Genomic DNA, 14,117 nt, shown 5'->3' on the forward strand with positions numbered 1-14,117 from the left:
GGCGGCCATGAATAAAATCATCCACAACCTCGCGCCCTGGGCGGTGCCGCTGCTGTTGCTGGCGGTCTGGCAACTGTCGGTGTCGGCCGGTTGGTTGTCCACGCGGATCCTGCCGGCACCCGTGGCGGTGATCGAAGCCGGCGTCAACCTGGTGCGCAGCGGTGAGATCTGGACGCACCTGGCGATCAGTGGTTGGCGGGCGGCGGTCGGTTTCCTGATCGGCGGCGGCATCGGCCTGGCCCTGGGCTTTATCACTGGCTTGTCGAAATGGGGCGAGCGCCTGTTGGACAGCTCCGTGCAGATGGTGCGCAACGTCCCGCATCTGGCGCTGATTCCGCTGGTGATCCTGTGGTTCGGCATCGATGAGTCGGCGAAAATCTTCCTGGTAGCCCTGGGCACGTTATTTCCGATCTACCTCAACACCTACCACGGCATCCGCAACGTCGACCCGGCGCTGGTGGAAATGGCCCGCAGCTACGGCTTGTCCGGCTTCAGCCTGTTTCGCCAGGTGATCCTGCCGGGCGCCTTGCCTTCGATCCTGGTGGGCGTGCGCTTTGCCCTGGGCTTCATGTGGTTGACGTTGATCGTGGCGGAAACCATTTCGGCCAGCGCCGGCATCGGCTACTTGGCGATGAATGCCCGTGAGTTCCTGCAAACCGATGTGGTGGTGCTGGCGATTCTCCTGTACGCGGTGCTGGGCAAATTGGCCGACCTGGCCGCCCGTGGGCTTGAGCGGGTCTGGCTGCGCTGGCATCCGGCGTACCAAGTGAACAAGGGAGGTGCCGCATGACCGCCCAACAACCTCCGCGCCTGCTGCGTGGCATCCCGCTGGCGGTGCGCAACCTGCAAAAAACCTTTGGCACGCGTCAGGTATTGCGCGACATCGACCTGCATATCCCGGCCGGGCAATTCGTGGCTGTGGTCGGTCGCAGCGGTTGTGGCAAAAGTACCTTGCTGCGGTTGCTGGCCGGCCTCGATCAACCCACCGACGGCCAACTGCTGGCGGGCTCGGCGGCCTTGAGTGCGGCGCAACAGGACACGCGGTTGATGTTCCAGGAAGCGCGTCTGCTGCCGTGGAAAAAAGTCATCGACAACGTTGGCCTCGGGCTCAACGGCAACTGGCGTCCGCAGGCCTTGCAGGCACTGGAAGCCGTCGGCTTGGCCGACCGTGCCCAGGAGTGGCCGGCGGCATTGTCCGGCGGCCAGAAACAACGGGTGGCCCTCGCCCGCGCGCTGATTCATCAGCCACGGCTGTTGTTGCTCGACGAACCCTTGGGCGCATTGGACGCCCTGACCCGTATCGAGATGCAGCAACTGATCGAAAACCTCTGGCAGCAGCACGGTTTCACGGTGTTGCTGGTGACTCACGACGTCAGCGAAGCGGTGGCGATTGCCGACCGGGTGATCCTGATCGAGGACGGCCAGGTCGGCCTCGACCTGCCCATCGACCTGCCACGCCCACGGGTTCGCGGCTCTCATCGCCTGGCGAGCCTGGAAACCGAAGTCCTCAACCGTGTGCTGTCCTTGCCCGGCCAACCGCCGGAACCCGAACCCGTTTCACCCTTGCCTACGCAATTGCGTTGGGCGCAATGAAGCAGCTTCAAGCGGCAAGCTACAAGCCGCAAGAAGAAGCACAGCGCTTTTACTTGCAGCTTATAGCTTGCCACTTGCAGCTCATTTCGACCCCAGGAGAAATCGTATGACCATCAAAGCCATCAACGTACGCAACCAGTTCAAAGGCACCATCAAGGAAATCGTCGAAGGCGACGTGCTGTCGGAAATCGACGTGCAGACCGCCTCCGGCATCGTCACGTCGGTCATCACCACCCGTTCGGTCAAGGAGTTGGAACTGGCGATCGGCAGCGAAGTGATTGCCTTCGTCAAATCCACCGAGGTGTCTATCGCCAAGTTGTGAACGATGCTTGACCCACGGCCCCGGACGGCGAGAGCCCTTCGGGGCTTTTGGGCTGCGCACGCATGCACTTTGTTGAGGTGAGGAGGGGGCTGCTGCGCAGCCCAGCGGGAGCAAGCTCCCTCGCCACGATGAGGTTGCTTCTGGGGATTAGAGGGCTTCGCGCTTGGGCAGATACGGCGGCAGGTACAGCCCCAGGTACGCATCGAATACCCGCATGCCTTCTTCGGCCATGCGTGGGGTGATCTGGCCGTGTTGTTGGACCGAGCGGGCGTAGACGCGGTCGCCCAGTTCCATGGCCAGGGCGAACACATCGACGTCGTCGGGCAGGGGTGGCAGGGCGAAATGGTGATCGAAGACCTTGTGCAGCAAGTCGCTCAGCTCGAGGTCGTGCTGGCGGTCGGCCTGGGTGACTTCGGTCAGGCCGTGCTGGGCCAGGATCAGTTGGCGAGCGGCGGCGTCCTGGCTGTAGATGGCGAGCATGCGTTGTTCCACCAGCCGGGACAGGTCGTGCCAATGGTTCAGCGCGGCATGATCGATCGGTGCTTGCAGGCCCGCGCGGAAGGCGGCGTGGACATCGGCGGTCAGGGCTTCGAGCAGGGCCGGGACGCTGGCGAAGAAGTGGTACACGGAAGAGGGCGGGATCCCGGCGCGCTCGGCGACGCTGTAGATCGACAGGCTGGCCACGCCTTCGGCGGCAAGCAGCGTACGGGCGGCATCGAGAATGGTGTCGATCCGGGCCTGGCTGCGTGCGCGGGGCTTGCGGGGTGTGGCGATGCGCGTCATGGACGTCTCCTGCGGGGCTGCCGGGCATTGTACGCAGAGCGAGCGGATGGTCCATACCCGGACTTGTGAGCAGAGCAACTCCTGTGGCGAGGGAGCTTGCTCCCGCTGGGCTGCGAAGCAACCCCGAAACCAGTCGCCGCCGTGGTTCAGGTTGACCGTTTCAGCATTTTTGGGGCTGCTGCGCAGCCCAGCGGGAGCAAGCTCCCTCGCCACAATGTTCGGCGGCAGACATAAAAAAACGCCGCAGGCCATAAGGCCTGCGGCGTTTCTTTTTGACCGCAACCGCTTACACGGTATGCAGGTACCAGTTGTACTCAAGGTCGGAGATGGAGTGTTCGAACTCCTCCAGCTCGCTTTCCTTGCAGGCCACGAAGATATCGATGTATTTCGGGTCGATGTACTTGGCCATGACTTCGCTGTCGTCCAGCTCGCGCAGGGCATCGCGCAAGTTGTTCGGCAAGCTTTGCTCGTTCTGCTCGTAGCTGTTGCCTTCCACCGGCGCACCGGGCTCGATCTTGTTGACCAGGCCATGGTGCACCCCTGCCAGCACGGAGGCCATCAGCAGGTACGGGTTGGCATCGGCACCGGCGACGCGGTGTTCCAGGCGCACGGCATCGGCCGAGCCGGTCGGCACGCGCAAGGCCACGGTGCGGTTGTCCAGGCCCCAGGTCGGCGAGTTCGGCACGTAGAACTGTGCGCCGAAACGACGGTAGGAGTTGACGTTCGGGCAGAGGAAAGCCATCTGCGCGGGCAGGGTCTCGAGCACACCGCCGATCGCGTGACGCAATGCGGCGTTCTGCTCGGGATCCTCGCTGGCAAAGATATTCTTGCCGTCTTTATCCAGGATCGAAATGTGGACGTGCAAACCATTGCCTGCCTGGCCCGGATACGGCTTGGCCATGAAGGTGGTGTCCATTTCATGGTCGTAGGCGATGTTCTTGATCAGGCGCTTGAGCAGGACCGCGTAGTCGCACGCCTTGATCGGATCGGCCACGTGGTGCAGGTTCACTTCGAACTGCGCCGGGGCACTTTCCTTGACGATGGCGTCGGCGGGAATGCCTTGCTCCTTGGCCCCTTCCAGAATGTCCTGGAGGCAATCGACGTATTCGTCGAGGTCATCGATCAGGTAGACCTGGGTCGAATGCGGGCGTTTGCCGGAAATCGGCGAGCGGGGCGGTTGGGGGCGTCCATTCACGTTCTCCTGGTCGATCAGGTAGAACTCCAGCTCGAACGCGGCGCAGATGGTCAGGCCCAGTTCATCGAACTTGGTCACGACCTGGCGCAGGACTTCGCGCGGGTCGGCGAAGAAAGGCTCGCCTTCGAGTTCGTGCATGGTCATCAACAGTTGCGCGGTAGGGCGCTTCTGCCAAGGCTCATTGCACAGGGTGTCAGGGATTGGATAGCAGATCCGGTCGGCATCACCGATGTCCAGGCCCAGGCCGGTGCTTTCCACCGTAGAGCCATTGATATCCAGGGCAAATAGAGAGGCCGGCAGGTTGATGCCTTTCTCGTAAACCTTGTGGAGGCTGGTGCGTTCTATGCGCTTGCCGCGCACCACACCATTCATATCCGCAATCAGAAGGTCAACGTACAGAACCTCAGGATGTTCCTTAAGGAACGCGTTCGCTTCGTTAAGCTGAACGGCACGCGGGGGTACCGACATGATGCAACACCTTTGTTGTTAAAAATATCAATCATTGATCTCTTCGAAAGCCAGTCAACCCGAACGGCATGCCGAAGTCAAGCAGGGCCTTTTTTGCCCTAAAAAAGCACCTGCGAGGCTTTTTTGGGGCAATTTAGGGCGTTTTTTTCCCTTTAGGGGCCTTGGCGCCCGCAGGCTTGAGCGGGCCGTGTTGTATTTTTTACGGGGGTGTTGTGTAAAAAAATGAACAAGGCTAAGCTCGATTCAAACCCATAACAGCAATAATACCGGGGTGCTTCATGTCTCGCCTGCCGTTAATCGGCGTCACCACCTGCTCCAAGCAGATCGGTCTGCATGCTTATCACACCAGTGGCGATAAATATTCCCGGGCTGTCGCGACAGCCGCCAAGGGCTTGCCAGTGCTGCTTCCGTCCTTGGCGGATCTGTTCCAACCGTCCGATATTCTGGACGCCTTGGACGGTATTCTTTTTACCGGCTCTCCTTCTAATGTAGAACCTTTTCACTATCAGGGCCCGGCCAGTGCGCCCGGCACTGCCCATGATCCTGCACGGGACGCCACCACCCTGCCGCTGATCCGCGCCGCTGTCGAGGCGGGCATCCCGGTGCTGGGCATCTGCCGTGGTTTTCAGGAGATGAACGTAGCCTTTGGCGGCAGCCTGCATCAGAAAGTTCATGAAGTCGGAACCTTCATCGATCATCGTGAAGACGAGACTCAAGCGGTGGAGGTCCAATACGGTCCTGCCCATGCCGTGCATATCCAGCCCGGCGGTGTACTGGCAGGCCTGGGATTGCCTCAATCGATAGAGGTCAACTCGATCCACAGCCAGGGCATCGAGCGCCTGGCGCCTGGGTTGCGGGCCGAAGCGGTGGCCCCCGACGGCCTGATCGAGGCTGTTTCGGTGCCAGAAGGCAAGGCTTTTGCTTTAGGTGTGCAATGGCACCCCGAATGGGAGGTAAGCTCTAACCCGTACTACCTTGCGATTTTCCAGGCATTTGGCGATGCCTGCCGAGCAAGGGCAACACAACGCGACGCGGATGCGTCAAACAACGCCTGACGATTAATAGCAGTCAGGAAACTCACGCCTAGAGGCATTTATGAGTAACAACCTCGACCAGCTCACCGATTGGTTGAAAGACCACAAGATCACAGAAGTCGAATGCATGATTGGCGACCTGACCGGTATCACCCGGGGCAAGATCTCGCCGACCAACAAGTTCATCGCCGAAAAAGGCATGCGCCTGCCCGAGAGCGTGCTGCTCCAGACCGTGACGGGCGACTATGTCGAAGACGACATCTATTACGAACTGCTCGACCCGGCTGACATCGACATGATCTGCCGCCCGGACGAGAACGCCGTGTTCCTTGTGCCTTGGGCCATCGAGCCCACCGCCCAGGTCATCCACGACGCCTACGACAAGCAGGGCAACCCCATCGAGCTGTCGCCGCGCAACGTGCTCAAGAAAGTGCTCAAGCTCTACGCCGACAAAGGCTGGCAGCCCATCGTCGCGCCGGAAATGGAGTTCTACCTGACCAAGCGCAGCGACGACCCGGACTTCCCGTTGCAGCCGCCCATTGGCCGCTCCGGCCGCCCGGAGACCGGTCGCCAGTCCTTCTCGATCGAAGCGGCCAACGAATTCGACCCACTGTTCGAAGACGTCTACGACTGGTGCGAATTGCAGGAGCTGGACCTCGATACCCTGATCCATGAGGACGGCACGGCGCAGATGGAAATCAACTTCCGTCACGGCGATGCCTTGTCCCTGGCCGACCAGATCCTGGTGTTCAAGCGCACCATGCGCGAGGCGGCACTCAAGCACGACGTGGCCGCCACCTTCATGGCCAAGCCCATGACCGGCGAGCCGGGCAGTGCGATGCACCTGCACCAGAGCATCATCGACAAGGAAACCGGCAAGAACGTTTTCTCCAATGAAGACGGGACCATGAGCGATCTGTTCCTGCACCACATCGGTGGCCTGCAGAAATTCATCCCCGAGCTGTTGCCGCTGTTCGCTCCCAACGTCAACTCGTTCCGCCGCTTCCTGCCGGATACGTCGGCGCCGGTGAACGTGGAGTGGGGCGAAGAGAACCGCACCGTGGGTCTGCGCGTGCCGGATGCCGGGCCGCAGAACCGTCGGGTGGAAAACCGCTTGCCGGGCGCCGACGCCAACCCGTACCTGGCGATTGCCGCCAGCCTGCTGTGTGGCTTCATCGGCATGGTCGAAGGCATCAGCCCGAGCGCGCCGGTGGTGGGCCGCGGCTACGAACGCCGCAACCTGCGTTTGCCGCTGACCATCGAAGACGCCCTGGAACGCATGGAAAACAGCACCACTATCGAGAAATACCTGGGCAAGAAATTCATCACAGGCTACGTCGCGGTCAAGCGGGCCGAGCATGAAAACTTCAAGCGCGTCATCAGTTCGTGGGAGCGGGAATTCCTGCTCTTTGCCGTCTGAAGCGCCGGGCGGGGCTGCTTCAGGCAGCTTCGCCCTCACCGATAACAGGAGAATTCGCATGACCCGCAATAACCCGCAAACCCGTGAATGGCAGGCCCTGAGCAACGATCATCACCTGGCGCCGTTCAGCGACTTCAAGCAGCTCAAAGAGAAAGGCCCGCGCATCATCACCCACGCCAAGGGCGTCTACCTCTGGGACAGTGAAGGCAACAAGATCCTCGACGGCATGGCTGGCCTCTGGTGCGTGGCCGTCGGTTACGGTCGCGCGGAGCTGGCCGATGCCGCCAGCCAACAGATGCGCGAATTGCCGTACTACAACCTGTTCTTCCAGACGGCCCACCCGCCGGTGCTGGAACTGTCCAAAGCCATCGCCGACATCGCCCCTGAAGGCATGAACCACGTGTTCTTCACCGGCTCCGGCTCCGAGGGCAACGACACCATGTTGCGGATGGTCCGCCATTATTGGGCGATCAAGGGCCAGCCAAACAAAAAAGTCATCATCAGCCGCAAGAACGGTTATCACGGCTCGACCGTCGCGGGCGCGAGCCTGGGCGGCATGACTTATATGCACGAGCAGGGCGACCTGCCGATCCCGGGCATTGTCCACATTGCCCAGCCTTACTGGTTCGGTGAAGGCGGCGACATGAGCCCCGAAGAGTTCGGCGTTTGGGCGGCCAACCAGTTGGAAGAAAAAATCCTGGAGATCGGCGTAGACAACGTCGGTGCGTTCATCGCCGAGCCGATCCAGGGCGCTGGTGGCGTGATCGTGCCGCCGGACAGCTACTGGTCGCGCATGAAGGAAATCCTCGCCAAGTACGACATCCTGTTCGTGGCCGACGAAGTGATCTGTGGCTTTGGCCGTACCGGTGAGTGGTTCGGTACCGACCATTACGGGTTGAAACCGCACATGATGACCATCGCCAAGGGCCTGACCTCCGGCTACATCCCCATGGGTGGGCTGATCGTGCGCGACGACGTGGTCGCGGTGCTCAACGAAGGCGGCGACTTCAACCACGGCTTTACCTACTCCGGTCACCCGGTGGCCGCGGCGGTGGCCCTGGAAAACATCCGCATCCTGCGCGACGAGAAGATCATCGAGCGTGTCCACAGCGAAACGGCACCCTATTTGCAACAACGCTTACGGGAACTGAACGATCATCCGCTGGTGGGTGAAGTACGTGGGGTCGGTTTGCTGGGGGCGATCGAACTGGTCCAGGACAAGGCCACGCGCAAGCGCTACGAAGGCAAGGGTGTGGGCATGATCTGCCGGCAGTTCTGCTTCGATAACGGGCTGATCATGCGCGCGGTGGGCGACACCATGATCATTGCGCCGCCGCTGGTGATCAGCAAGGCCGAGATCGATGAGTTGGTGACCAAGGCGCGGCAGTGCCTGGACCTGACCCTCAGTGCGTTGCAAGGCTAAGTGCTAGGCTCTGAGCGAGGTGCCTGCAAGGGCCTCGCCCAGCGTGAACAAAAGGCTGGGCTTGTGTTGAAAGCCTGGCCTGTAACTTGCCAGACTACCGCCTGTTCAAGTTGCCAGAGAGCCGGCTACTGAACTGTGGCTAAAAAGAATAACTGGAGCATCAATCCATGAAGGCATTAGGTATGAAGATAGCTGGCAAGACCCTCCTCGCCATGTCCCTGATGGGCGTGATGGCGGGCGCCGTCCAGGCGGACGACAAAGTGCTGCACGTCTATAACTGGTCCGACTACATTGCGCCGGACACCGTTGCCAAGTTCGAAAAGGAAACGGGGATCAAAGTCGTCTACGACGTGTTCGACAGCAACGAAACCCTGGAAGCCAAGTTGCTGGCTGGCAAATCCGGTTATGACATCGTGGTGCCGTCGAACAACTTCCTGGCCAAGCAGATCAAGGCTGGCGTCTACCAGGAGCTGGACAAGTCCAAGCTGCCTAACTGGAAGAACCTGGACACCGACCTGCTCAAGGCCGTCGGCGATGCCAGCGACCAGGGCAACAAACATGCCTTCCCTTACATGTGGGGTACCATCGGCATCGGTTACAACCCCGAGAAGGTCAAGGCCGCATTGGGCGTCGACAAGATCGACTCCTGGGACACCCTGCTCAAGCCCGAGAACATCGCCAAGCTCAAGAGCTGCGGTGTGAGCTTCCTCGATTCGCCAACCGAAATGATTCCGGTGGCCCTGCATTACCTCGGTTATCCGACCGACAGCCAAGACAAGAAACAACTGGCCGAGGCCGAGGCGCTGTTCCTCAAGTTGCGTCCATCGATCGGTTACTTCCACTCGTCCAAATACATTTCCGACCTGGCCAACGGCAACATCTGCGTCGCCGTGGGTTACTCGGGTGATATCGAGCAATCCAAGAGCCGCGCTGCCGAAGCTGGCGGCAAAGTGAAAGTGGCCTACACCATTCCGAAGGAAGGTGCCGGTTCGTTCTATGACATGGTCGCCATTCCCAAGGATGCCGAAAACGTCGAGGCCGCTTATAAGTGGATGAACTTCATCCTGCAGCCGGAAGTCATGGCTGAGATCACCGACAACGTGCGTTTCCCTAACGGCAACAAGGCCGCCACCGCTCTGGTGGACAAGGAAATCTCCGGTGACCCGAGCATTTATCCATCGGACGAAGTGAAGGCCAAGCTGTACGCCATCGCCGACTTGCCAGCCGCGACCCAGCGGATCCTGACCCGCAGCTGGACCAAGATCAAATCCGGTAAATAAGCCGGCCTGAAGCACCCTCCTGTTGTCGCGGCCAGCGCGGCGGCGGCAACAGGAACCCATAAATAACTAAAAGTTTTGCGGGATCGGTTTATCGAGGGTAAGTTGCGCGCCGGTTTTGTTGCAGGGCCCCAGCAAGGGTCACGTAACGGGGGCAACTTGGGCCCAACTATTTAAGAGGACCTCCACGTGCCAGTCTTTTCTTTGTTACGCAACGCCTTGCTGGTGGGCGCCGGCCTGACGCTCGCCGTCAGTGCCCAGGCTGCCTCCACTGTGCATATTTATAATTGGTCGGACTACATCGGCGAGACCACCCTGGCGGATTTCGAAAAAGCCACGGGCATCAAGCCGGTGTATGACGTGTTTGACTCCAACGAAACCCTGGAAGGCAAGTTGCTGGCGGGGCGCACCGGTTACGACGTGGTCGTGCCGTCCAACCACTTCCTGGGCAAGCAGATCAAGGCCGGGGCTTTCCAGAAGCTCGACAAGGCGCAGTTGCCCAACTACGCCAATCTCGACCCGGTGCTGCTCAAGCGCCTGGAAAAGAACGACCCGGGCAACCAGTACGCCGTGCCTTACCTGTGGGGCACCAACGGCATCGGCTATAACGTCGAGAAAATCAAGGCAGTCCTGGGTGTCGACAAGATCGATTCGTGGGCCATGCTGTTCGAGCCGGAAAACATCAAGAAGCTGTCCAGCTGCGGCGTTTCGTTCCTCGACTCGGGTGACGAGATGATCCCGGCGATGCTCAATTACCTGGGCTTGAACCCCAACAGCGAAAACCCTGAAGACTACAAGAAGGCCGAGGCCCAACTCCTCAAGATCCGGCCTTACGTGACCTACTTCAACTCCTCCAAATACATCTCCGACCTGGCCAATGGCGAGATCTGCGTGGCCGCCGGTTTTTCCGGGGACATCTTCCAGGCCCGCGAACGTGCCAGCGAAGCCGGCAAGGGCGTCGACATCGCCTACGTGATTCCCAAGGAAGGCGGCAACCTCTGGTTCGACATGCTGGCGATTCCCCGTGATGCCGGCAACGTCAAGCAAGCCCATGCCTTCATCAACTATGTGCTCAAGCCTGAGGTCATCGCCCAGGTCAGCGACGTTGTCGGTTATGCCAACCCGAACCCCAAGGCTGGCGAACTGATGGACCAGAAAGTACGCACCGATGAAGCGGTTTATCCACCGCAAGCGGTCGTCGACAAGCTCTACGTCAACTCCGAGTTGCCGCCCAAGATCCAACGACTCATGACCCGCAGCTGGACCAAGGTCAAGTCGGGTAAATAAACGTCAACACTCTTGTTCGCCTCCTTGGGGCGAACTGCAAATTCTGTGGGAGTTTCGTAAATGGCAGTTGCCTCCGGCGCCTATAAGAAAGCCCTCGAGGGCGACCAGACACCCAAGCAGGTGCTGGTCAAAATCGACCGGGTCACGAAGAAGTTCGACGAGACGATTGCCGTGGACGATGTGTCCCTGGAAATCAAGAAAGGCGAGATCTTCGCCTTGCTCGGCGGCTCGGGATCGGGCAAATCCACCTTGCTGCGCATGCTGGCCGGTTTCGAGCGGCCCACCGAGGGACGGATTTTCCTCGACGGCGTGGACATCACCGACATGCCGCCCTATGAGCGGCCGATCAACATGATGTTCCAGTCCTACGCCCTGTTCCCCCACATGACCGTGGCGCAGAACATCGCCTTCGGCCTGCAACAGGACAAGATTCCGAAAGCCGAGATCGATGCCCGCGTGGCGGAGATGCTCAAGCTGGTGCAGATGAGCCAGTACGCCAAGCGCAAACCGCACCAGCTGTCCGGTGGCCAGCGCCAGCGGGTGGCCTTGGCCCGTTCCCTGGCCAAGCGGCCCAAGCTGTTGCTGCTCGACGAGCCGATGGGCGCCCTGGACAAGAAGCTGCGTTCGCAAATGCAGCTTGAGCTGGTGGAGATCATCGAGCGGGTCGGCGTGACCTGCGTCATGGTGACCCACGACCAGGAAGAGGCCATGACCATGGCCGAGCGCATCGCGATCATGCACCTGGGCTGGATCGCCCAGATCGGCAGCCCGATCGACATCTACGAAACCCCGACCAGCCGCCTGGTCTGCGAATTCATCGGCAACGTCAACATCTTCGAGACCGAAGTGGTGGACGACGCCGAAGGCCACGCGGTGCTGACCTGCAAGGACCTGGACCGCAGCATCTACGTGGGCCACGGCATCAGCACCTCGGTGCAGGACAAGTCCGTGACCTACGCCATTCGCCCGGAAAAACTGCTGGTCACCTCCGAGCAGCCGACCTGCGAGCACAACTGGTCCAGCGGCAAGGTCCATGACATCGCCTACCTGGGCGGTCACTCGGTGTTCTATGTCGAGCTGCCGAGCGGCAAGCTCGTGCAATCCTTCGTCGCCAACGCCGAACGCCGTGGCCAGCGCCCGACCTGGGGCGACCAGGTGTTCGTCTGGTGGGAAGACGACAGCGGCGTGGTGCTTCGCTCATGAACATGCGCAAACTCAAACGCCGACTCGATCGAATAACGCCCGGTGGCCGCCAACTGGTCATCGGGGTGCCTTTCATCTGGCTGTTCCTGTTCTTCATGCTGCCGTTCTTCATCGTCTTGAAGATCAGCTTCGCCGAAGCCGACGTGGCCATTCCGCCCTACACCGAGATCTACAGCTACGTCGACCAGAAGCTGCAGGTGCTGCTCAACCTCGCCAACTACGTGATGCTGAGCGAGGACGAGTTGTACATCGCCGCCTACCTCGGCTCGCTGAAGATGGCCTTGATCAGCACGGTCCTGTGCCTGCTGATCGGTTATCCGATGGCCTACGGCATCGCCAATGCCCGCAAAGAGATGCAGACGGTGCTGGTGCTGCTGATCATGATGCCGACCTGGACCGCGATCCTGATCCGCGTCTATGCGTGGATGGGCATCCTCAGCAACAACGGCTTGCTCAACGGCTTCCTGATGAGCATGGGCTGGATCAGCGAGCCGCTGCAGATCCTCAACACCAACCTGGCGGTGTATATCGGGGTCGTCTACTCCTATCTGCCGTTCATGATCCTGCCGTTGTACGCCAACCTGGTCAAACACGACCAAAGCCTGCTGGAGGCCGCCTCCGACCTGGGTTCGAGCACCTTCAACAGCTTCTGGAAAATCACCGTGCCGCTGTCCAAGAACGGCATCATCGCAGGCTGCATGCTGGTGTTCATCCCTGTGGTGGGCGAGTTCGTGATCCCGGAACTGCTGGGTGGCCCGGAAACCCTGATGATCGGCAAAGTGCTGTGGCAGGAATTCTTCAATAACCGAGACTGGCCGGTGGCGTCCGCCCTGGCGGTGGTGATGCTGGCGATCCTGATCGTGCCCATCATCCTGTTCAACCGCAGTCAGGCCAAAGAAATGGAGGGCAAGGAATGAAGCGCTTCAGTTTTTCAAGCCTGATGCTGGTGCTGGGTTTGCTGTTCATCTACGCGCCGATGCTGATTTTGGTGATCTACTCGTTCAACGCCTCGAAACTGGTGACGGTGTGGGGCGGCTGGTCGGTCAAGTGGTACGTCGGTCTGCTGGACAACAGCCAGTTGATGGGCTCGGTGATGCGCTCGCTGGAAATCGCCTGCTACACGGCGATTGCCGCGGTGGCCCTGGGGACGCTGGCGGCCTTCGTGCTGACCCGCATCACCCACTTCAAGGGCCGCACGCTGTTCGGCGGCCTGGTCACCGCGCCGCTGGTGATGCCGGAAGTGATCACTGGTCTGTCGCTGTTGCTGCTGTTCGTGGCCATGGCGCAGATGATCGGCTGGCCCCAGGAGCGTGGCATCGTCACGATCTGGATCGCCCACACCACGTTCTGCGCGGCCTATGTGGCGGTGGTGGTCTCGGCGCGCTTGCGTGAGTTGGACCTGTCCATCGAAGAGGCGGCCATGGACCTCGGTGCGCGGCCGTGGAAGGTGTTCTTCCTGATCACCATCCCGATGATCGCGCCGTCACTGGCGGCGGGGGGCATGATGTCCTTCGCGTTGTCCCTGGACGACCTGGTGCTGGCGAGCTTCGTCTCCGGTCCTGGTTCGACGACCTTGCCGATGGAAGTGTTCTCGGCCGTGCGCCTGGGGGTGAAACCGGAAATCAACGCCGTGGCGAGCCTGATCCTGCTGGCGGTGTCGCTGGTGACCTTCCTGGTCTGGTACTTCAGCCGCCGCGCCGAAGAAAATCGCAAGCGCGCGATCCAGCAAGCCATCGAAGAAAGCGCCGCCGATTCCTGGAAGCAACCGGAAGTCCGCCGGGCCGAGACCGCGCCGGTCTGACCCGATACTGGCACCCAATGTGGGAGCGGGCTTGCTCGCGAAGACGGAGGTACATTCAACATTCATGTTGGCTGATACACCGCTTTCGCGAGCAAGCCCGCTCCCACAGGTTTTTGGGAACGCCACGGTCCTGTGGCGAGGGAGCTTGCTCCCGCTTGAGTGCGCAGCGCTCATCGCTTTTTTTGGGGGCGCTGCGCGACCCAGCGGGAGCAAGCTCCCTCGCCACAAAAGCTTCCAAATCATCACGCCATGGATTGATCAACAGTAAATCCTGTGGGAGCCAGCTTGCTCCGGGCGGCGATCCGACGATA

13 protein-coding genes are annotated in these 14,117 nt (G+C 60.6%); 11 read left to right on the forward strand and 2 right to left on the reverse strand.

Features of this window, described 5'->3' with window-relative positions; genetic code table 11:
* Positions 1 to 7: 7 nt before the first annotated feature.
* The 3 genes from ssuC (at position 8) to J3P88_RS01890 (ending at position 1,915) form a co-directional block, all read left to right on the forward strand.
* Complete coding sequence (gene ssuC / locus J3P88_RS01880; RefSeq protein WP_434573698.1) at positions 8 to 790, forward strand: aliphatic sulfonate ABC transporter permease SsuC; 783 nt, start codon at positions 8 to 10, stop codon at positions 788 to 790.
* Positions 787 to 1,593 carry an aliphatic sulfonates ABC transporter ATP-binding protein gene (gene ssuB / locus J3P88_RS01885; protein ID WP_186730212.1) on the forward strand — a complete coding sequence of 269 codons (807 nt, stop codon included), beginning with the start codon at positions 787 to 789 and terminating at the stop codon, positions 1,591 to 1,593. The genes ssuC and ssuB overlap by 4 nt, the downstream gene beginning before the upstream one ends.
* Before the next feature lie 106 nt (positions 1,594 to 1,699).
* On the forward strand, positions 1,700 to 1,915 hold the full coding sequence (locus tag J3P88_RS01890) for a TOBE domain-containing protein (protein WP_003177394.1): 216 nt from the start codon (positions 1,700 to 1,702) through the stop codon (positions 1,913 to 1,915).
* Positions 1,916 to 2,062: 147 nt separating this feature from the next.
* Here J3P88_RS01890 and J3P88_RS01895 read toward each other — a convergent pair whose 3' ends face one another.
* Both J3P88_RS01895 and J3P88_RS01900 read right to left on the reverse strand, forming a co-directional pair.
* Positions 2,063 to 2,698, reverse strand: a complete 636-nt coding sequence (locus J3P88_RS01895; RefSeq protein WP_434573700.1) for a TetR/AcrR family transcriptional regulator — start codon at positions 2,696 to 2,698, stop codon at positions 2,063 to 2,065.
* 286 nt (positions 2,699 to 2,984) lie between these two features.
* Complete coding sequence (locus J3P88_RS01900; protein WP_014340747.1) at positions 2,985 to 4,361, reverse strand: glutamine synthetase family protein; 1,377 nt, start codon at positions 4,359 to 4,361, stop codon at positions 2,985 to 2,987.
* A 278-nt stretch (positions 4,362 to 4,639) separates the two neighbouring features.
* Between J3P88_RS01900 and J3P88_RS01905 the strand changes: the two genes are divergently transcribed.
* From J3P88_RS01905 to J3P88_RS01940, 8 genes are all read left to right on the forward strand, one after another.
* A complete protein-coding gene (locus J3P88_RS01905; RefSeq protein WP_434573702.1) occupies positions 4,640 to 5,416 on the forward strand; it encodes a gamma-glutamyl-gamma-aminobutyrate hydrolase family protein in 777 nt (258 codons plus the stop codon).
* 40 nt (positions 5,417 to 5,456) lie between these two features.
* A complete protein-coding gene (locus tag J3P88_RS01910; RefSeq protein ID WP_053126367.1) occupies positions 5,457 to 6,815 on the forward strand; it encodes a glutamine synthetase family protein in 1,359 nt (452 codons plus the stop codon).
* A gap of 58 nt (positions 6,816 to 6,873) precedes the next feature.
* On the forward strand, positions 6,874 to 8,238 hold the full coding sequence (locus J3P88_RS01915; protein WP_434573704.1) for an aspartate aminotransferase family protein: 1,365 nt from the start codon (positions 6,874 to 6,876) through the stop codon (positions 8,236 to 8,238).
* Positions 8,239 to 8,420: 182 nt separating this feature from the next.
* Positions 8,421 to 9,518, forward strand: a complete 1,098-nt coding sequence (locus tag J3P88_RS01920) for a polyamine ABC transporter substrate-binding protein (RefSeq protein ID WP_434576339.1) — start codon at positions 8,421 to 8,423, stop codon at positions 9,516 to 9,518.
* A 186-nt stretch (positions 9,519 to 9,704) separates the two neighbouring features.
* Entirely contained in the window at positions 9,705 to 10,802 is a 1,098-nt protein-coding gene (locus J3P88_RS01925; protein ID WP_434573706.1) for a polyamine ABC transporter substrate-binding protein, read from the forward strand.
* Between the two features lie 60 nt (positions 10,803 to 10,862).
* The gene (locus J3P88_RS01930) at positions 10,863 to 12,005 is read left to right on the forward strand and encodes an ABC transporter ATP-binding protein (protein WP_030138093.1); all 1,143 of its coding nucleotides are present in this window, start codon (positions 10,863 to 10,865) and stop codon (positions 12,003 to 12,005) included.
* Positions 12,002 to 12,922 carry an ABC transporter permease subunit gene (locus J3P88_RS01935; protein WP_411385899.1) on the forward strand — a complete coding sequence of 307 codons (921 nt, stop codon included), beginning with the start codon at positions 12,002 to 12,004 and terminating at the stop codon, positions 12,920 to 12,922. Before J3P88_RS01930 ends, J3P88_RS01935 begins: the two co-directional genes overlap by 4 nt.
* On the forward strand, positions 12,919 to 13,806 hold the full coding sequence (locus tag J3P88_RS01940; protein WP_186707565.1) for an ABC transporter permease subunit: 888 nt from the start codon (positions 12,919 to 12,921) through the stop codon (positions 13,804 to 13,806). Before J3P88_RS01935 ends, J3P88_RS01940 begins: the two co-directional genes overlap by 4 nt.
* Positions 13,807 to 14,117: the final 311 nt, after the last annotated feature.

It is taken from the genome of Pseudomonas sp. Z3-6 (assembly GCF_051131985.1).
Taxonomy (GTDB): Bacteria; Pseudomonadota; Gammaproteobacteria; order Pseudomonadales; family Pseudomonadaceae; genus Aquipseudomonas; species Aquipseudomonas zanjanensis.

Excerpts from the sequence above, each read along its gene's own strand:
- J3P88_RS01910 (WP_053126367.1), top strand. The coding sequence starts at position 5,457 with ATGAGTAACAACCTCGACCAGCTCACCGATTGGTTGAAAGACCACAAG.
- J3P88_RS01920 (WP_434576339.1), top strand. The coding sequence starts at position 8,421 with ATGAAGATAGCTGGCAAGACCCTCCTCGCCATGTCCCTGATGGGCGTG.
- J3P88_RS01890 (WP_003177394.1), top strand. The coding sequence starts at position 1,700 with ATGACCATCAAAGCCATCAACGTACGCAACCAGTTCAAAGGCACCATC.
- ssuC (WP_434573698.1), top strand. The coding sequence starts at position 8 with ATGAATAAAATCATCCACAACCTCGCGCCCTGGGCGGTGCCGCTGCTG.
- J3P88_RS01905 (WP_434573702.1), top strand. The coding sequence starts at position 4,640 with ATGTCTCGCCTGCCGTTAATCGGCGTCACCACCTGCTCCAAGCAGATC.
- J3P88_RS01940 (WP_186707565.1), top strand. The coding sequence starts at position 12,919 with ATGAAGCGCTTCAGTTTTTCAAGCCTGATGCTGGTGCTGGGTTTGCTG.
- J3P88_RS01915 (WP_434573704.1), top strand. The coding sequence starts at position 6,874 with ATGACCCGCAATAACCCGCAAACCCGTGAATGGCAGGCCCTGAGCAAC.
- J3P88_RS01900 (WP_014340747.1), bottom strand. The coding sequence starts at position 4,361 with ATGTCGGTACCCCCGCGTGCCGTTCAGCTTAACGAAGCGAACGCGTTC.
- ssuB (WP_186730212.1), top strand. The coding sequence starts at position 787 with ATGACCGCCCAACAACCTCCGCGCCTGCTGCGTGGCATCCCGCTGGCG.
- J3P88_RS01930 (WP_030138093.1), top strand. The coding sequence starts at position 10,863 with ATGGCAGTTGCCTCCGGCGCCTATAAGAAAGCCCTCGAGGGCGACCAG.
- J3P88_RS01895 (WP_434573700.1), bottom strand. The coding sequence starts at position 2,698 with ATGACGCGCATCGCCACACCCCGCAAGCCCCGCGCACGCAGCCAGGCC.
- J3P88_RS01935 (WP_411385899.1), top strand. The coding sequence starts at position 12,002 with ATGAACATGCGCAAACTCAAACGCCGACTCGATCGAATAACGCCCGGT.